General features: G+C 32.9%; 6 protein-coding genes. All 6 read left to right on the top strand.

Going from position 1 to position 4445, the window contains the following annotated elements; genetic code table 11:
- Positions 1-174: 174 nt before the first annotated feature.
- The 6 genes from flgA (at position 175) to tmk (ending at position 4412) form a co-directional block, all read left to right on the top strand.
- Positions 175-1044: a flagellar basal body P-ring formation chaperone FlgA gene (flgA, locus tag RQ763_RS09890; RefSeq protein WP_314152732.1), complete on the top strand. Its 870-nt coding sequence runs from the start codon at positions 175-177 to the stop codon at positions 1042-1044.
- The gene (locus RQ763_RS09885) at positions 1041-1568 is read left to right on the top strand and encodes a UbiX family flavin prenyltransferase (protein WP_314152731.1); all 528 of its coding nucleotides are present in this window, start codon (positions 1041-1043) and stop codon (positions 1566-1568) included. The genes flgA and RQ763_RS09885 overlap by 4 nt, the downstream gene beginning before the upstream one ends.
- A complete protein-coding gene (coaD, locus tag RQ763_RS09880) occupies positions 1568-2059 on the top strand; it encodes a pantetheine-phosphate adenylyltransferase (protein ID WP_314152729.1) in 492 nt (163 codons plus the stop codon). The genes RQ763_RS09885 and coaD overlap by 1 nt, the downstream gene beginning before the upstream one ends.
- A 196-nt stretch (positions 2060-2255) precedes the next feature.
- A complete protein-coding gene (locus RQ763_RS09875; RefSeq protein ID WP_314152727.1) occupies positions 2256-2909 on the top strand; it encodes a hypothetical protein in 654 nt (217 codons plus the stop codon).
- Positions 2906-3721, top strand: coding sequence for a phosphoribosyltransferase (locus tag RQ763_RS09870; protein WP_314152726.1), 816 nt, complete (start codon positions 2906-2908; stop codon positions 3719-3721). The genes RQ763_RS09875 and RQ763_RS09870 overlap by 4 nt, the downstream gene beginning before the upstream one ends.
- A 10-nt stretch (positions 3722-3731) precedes the next feature.
- Positions 3732-4412, top strand: a complete 681-nt coding sequence (tmk, locus tag RQ763_RS09865) for a dTMP kinase (RefSeq protein WP_314152725.1) — start codon at positions 3732-3734, stop codon at positions 4410-4412.
- The last annotated feature ends 33 nt before the right edge of the window (positions 4413-4445 follow it).

Genomic DNA, 4445 nt, shown 5'->3' with positions numbered 1-4445 from the left:
GTTCAAGGGAGATCCTTCGCTTTGCTCAGGATGACGAGAAGGGACGCTCAGGATGACGAGAATGGGCGCACAGGATGACTGGGAAGGCACTAAGGATGACTTGGGAGGCGATTAGGATAACGGATAGAACTCTATTTATGTTAGAATACCAAAAAATTTCTGGTCGGTCTATTTATGTTATTTAAACTTTTTATCTTTTTTTTCATCAGCTTCAACCTCCATGCAAACATCGAACTTGAGGGTGTTTACTATGTTGAGAGTAGAGAGGTGAACTCTTCGGTTGTTACTCAGGATGAAAAAGGGAGTTTTCACATCTTAAGTATTGCTGAGAGTGATTACTTGGCAAAGATAAAAAGCAAAGATTTGGTAGAGTTGCTTCATAAAAACGGCTATAAAAACTACGAGCACAAAAGCAGCTACGTCAACTTTGTTTTAAAAAGCCCAATCGATACATCTTTGATAAAAAAGAGGGTGCGGGAGTACTACGAGAAAAAGTATGATGCCATAGAGATAGAAGATGTTGTCGTAGAGCCAAGAGCCTACATGCAGACTCTTCCTGATGAGTATGTCGTGGAGATTAGAGAGCGGGATTATCTCTTCAAAAACGGCACCATAAGCATTAAAACTCCACAAAATATGAAGTACTTTTTCAACTACTACATAAAAGCGTACGTTAGTGTCTATGAGAGCAGAGAAATCATAAAAAAAGATACAAAAATAACGCCTCTGCACTACATGCAAAAAAAAGTTCTCTTAGAGAGGTTTAGAGCAAAGCCGCTTCAAAACATTGACAACACACAGCTGCAGGCAAAACGACACATACCAAAGGGCAGAGTCATCACCCACAGTGACGTGGAGTTGTTTGATGTGGTAAGAAGAGATGCTATGATAAACGTCACTATGTTTAAAGAGGGTATGGTCATAACATTTAGCGCAAAAGCACTTCAAGACGCTAAAGTAAATGATATAATAAAAGTCCAAAACAGCAACGGAAAAATTTTAAAAGTAAGAGTTACAGGCAATAACAGGGCGGAGTTAGAGTGAAAAAACGTAAAATAGTAGTAGCAACAAGCGGAGCGAGCGGAGTAAATCTTGGCTTAAAGATAGTAGACCTGCTCCCAAAAGAGATAGAGAAGCATTTCATCATGACGAAAAACTCCGAAGTGGTTTTAGACAAAGAGATGGGTGCAACCATTCATGACAACAGCGATATATCTGCCAGTATATCATCTGGATCTTTCGGGGTAGATGCCATGATTATCGCGCCATGCAGCATGAACACGCTTGCAAAGATAGCTTGCGGCATTGCCGACAACTTGGTAACTAGATGTGCAAGTGTTATGATAAAAGAGCATAAAAAGCTCATCCTCGCTCCACGCGAGATGCCCTTTTCTGCAATAGCTTTAGAAAATATGCACAAACTAGCAACTCTTGGCGTCATTATAGCGCCTCCGGTTATGGCGTACTACTCGGAGCAGCAGACGCTTGATGAGATGGAAAACTTTCTTATAGGGAAGTGGTTTGATCTTCTAGGCATTGAAAATAGTCTTTATAAAAGGTGGGAGTAGTGAAAAAAATAGCAATCTATCCGGGAACTTTCGACCCGATTACAAACGGACATTTCGACATCATAGAGAGGACTCTTGTCCTTTTTGACAAGCTCATCATCGCAGTGGCTCTCTCAGAGGACAAAAAGCCTATGTTCACGCTAGAACAAAGAATTGACATGGTTAAAGAGTCGGTAAAAGGCATGGAGAATGTCATAGTAGTTGGTTTTGATAACCTAACTGTCGAACTTGCACGCACCTACGATGCAACCGTTCTAATACGCGGTCTACGTGCGGTAAGTGACTTTGAATATGAACTCCAGCTTGGATATCTAAACAATTCACTTGACGACACTATAGAGACCGTCTACCTTATGCCAAAACTACAACATGCATTTATTAGCTCTTCAATTGTGAGAAATCTTCTGAAATTTAATGCAAAAACAGAACATCTCCTGCCAAAAGAGGTTCAAAATATCATAGGAAATATGAAATCATGTACATTGCAATAGAGGGAATTGACACGGCAGGCAAAAGTACGCAGATAAAAATAATTAAAATTATCTTCTATTATAATTTGCTTATTAGATTTATACATCAATGATAAATAATTATTTATATGGCAACAGAGAAAGACTGTTTTTAAATACTAATCTTGGATGTAATTCAAAATGTAGCTACTGTTATCTACCAAGTTTAGATTTGACCTTGGGAAAAACACCAAATAATATAATTCAAACTAAAAAATTATTAGAAATGCTTAACGATAACACTAGTTTTCAAAAAGGAAAAGATGGAACAATTTTATCTCTTGGATGTTATTCTGAATGTTGGGATGAAATAAACAAAGAAGACACTGTAAATCTTATAAATATACTACTTGAATATCAAAACCCCATTCAGCTTGCAACAAAAAAATATATAAGCGAAGATGATTTTTGTAAAATTAATTTGAATCAAATGAAATATCCTAATCATTTATCTATTTTTATAAGTTCATCAACAATTACACAATTTCAAAAATATGAAAAAGGAACTATAAATCCTTGGTTAAGATTTGATAGCTTTAAAATACAAGCAAAATATAATATACCAATGTACTTATATATAAAACCTGTTTTAGAAAACATCACAATTACAGATATAGATTTATATATTCAAATAATAGAACAGTACAATATTGATGCAATTGTGGGCGAGTTATTTACTACAGAAGAAGGAGTTCTTGCTCCAATTTCAGAAGGTAAACTTTATTATGAAAATAAAAATAACGATTATAATTCTATAGTCAAAGAACTTTCATTGTATTGTAAAACTTACAGATACAGTATAGAACCAATAAAGCAAGGAATAAAAAAATGAATAGCAAATTAATGGTTATATTTGTAATTTTAATTGTCATAGCAAGTCTATATTATTTTGGAGAAACTAAAGTTATACTTACTATATTAGGCCTTTCCACAATTGTTTTTATACTGGAATCTGTTGGATTTTTGCCTTTAACAATTTCAAGATTTATAAATAAAAATAGATTAGGAGCAACGATAGATGTATTGAATGAACTTGGCTTTGATGTTAGAGAAAAAAGAAAAATTATCAATAAATGTCAAACACAAGATTTATCTGCAAGAATAGAAGGTAAATTGAAAAAAATAACAATTAACAAAGAAGTAGAAATAGGTAAAAGTCAGAATGGACATATCTATCCAGAATATATAGATTTAATGGGTGCTACAACATTTAAGAGAAATGCAACAGATTTTGCAAGGGAATTAAATACCTACAAAGAGACTCTTAAATTAGAATTTGATTTTATTGTTACTTCAAAATTGGGAAGCCCTATTTTAGGGTATGAGTTTGCCAATCTTTTAGAAGTGCCATTTGTGCTTCATTCGGAAGAAGAAAAATTTAGGTTAAAAAAAGGTGATGATGCCTCTTCTAAATTTGATTTCGGTTGTTTAGAAAACAAAAAATTAAAAAAAGCATTAATTATTGATGATAGCACTACTGGAGGAAGAAAAGTCATTAATATTATTAAAGATCTGAAAAAATATGGATTTGAAGTAACAGATTGTCTTGTAGTTTTTGCACCTCAAGGCAAGCAGGCAGATGAAAGACTAGCAAAAGAAAATGTTAAATTACATTCTATTGTACAAACACCAATAAAAAATTAAAGGAAAACATATGCGTGGTAAAATAATTGTATTTGAGGGAATTGACGGAAGTGGGAAAGGGACGCAATCAAAAAAACTGTATCAACATTTAAAAGAATTAAATTATAAAGTGATATTGCTAGAATTTCCATTTTATAGTGAGACATTTTTTGGAAAAGAGGTTGGAAATTATTTAAATGGGGAGTTCGGTGGACTCAATGATGTGCACCCAAAATTATCTGCAATGTTATATGCCGGAGATAGATTTGAAAAAAAAGAACTAATATTGCAAAAGTTAAAAGATGGATACTTAATAATATGCGACAGATATGTTCCATCAAATATTGCTCATCAAACAGCAAAATATAAAGATGAAAACAAACAAAAAAAATTAAAAAAATGGATTAATCAACTTGAATATAATGTCTATGGTCTGCCGAAACCTAACATAGTGTTTTTTATGGATATGAATCCAAATATATCGGATAACTTGGTTTCAAAAAAGGATGCAAGAAATTATACCGATAAGAAAAAAGATTTACATGAAAGTGACAATTCTTACTTGTTAGATGTTTATGATATATTCAAAAAAATGTCAGCTAAAAAATCATGGCTAAATATTAAATGTCAAGACAAAAATAATAACTTAAAAAGTATAGAAGATATTCATAGTAAAATATTAAAAAAACTTAAAAAGGAAAGTTTGATATAAATTTAGTTTTTAGAAACATTGATGAAATAACTC

It is taken from the genome of Sulfurimonas sp., assembly GCF_032250635.1.
Classification (GTDB): domain Bacteria; phylum Campylobacterota; class Campylobacteria; order Campylobacterales; family Sulfurimonadaceae; genus Sulfurimonas.
The sequence above is the reverse complement of the archived record's forward strand: the minus strand, read 5'-3'. Positions and strand labels throughout refer to the sequence as shown.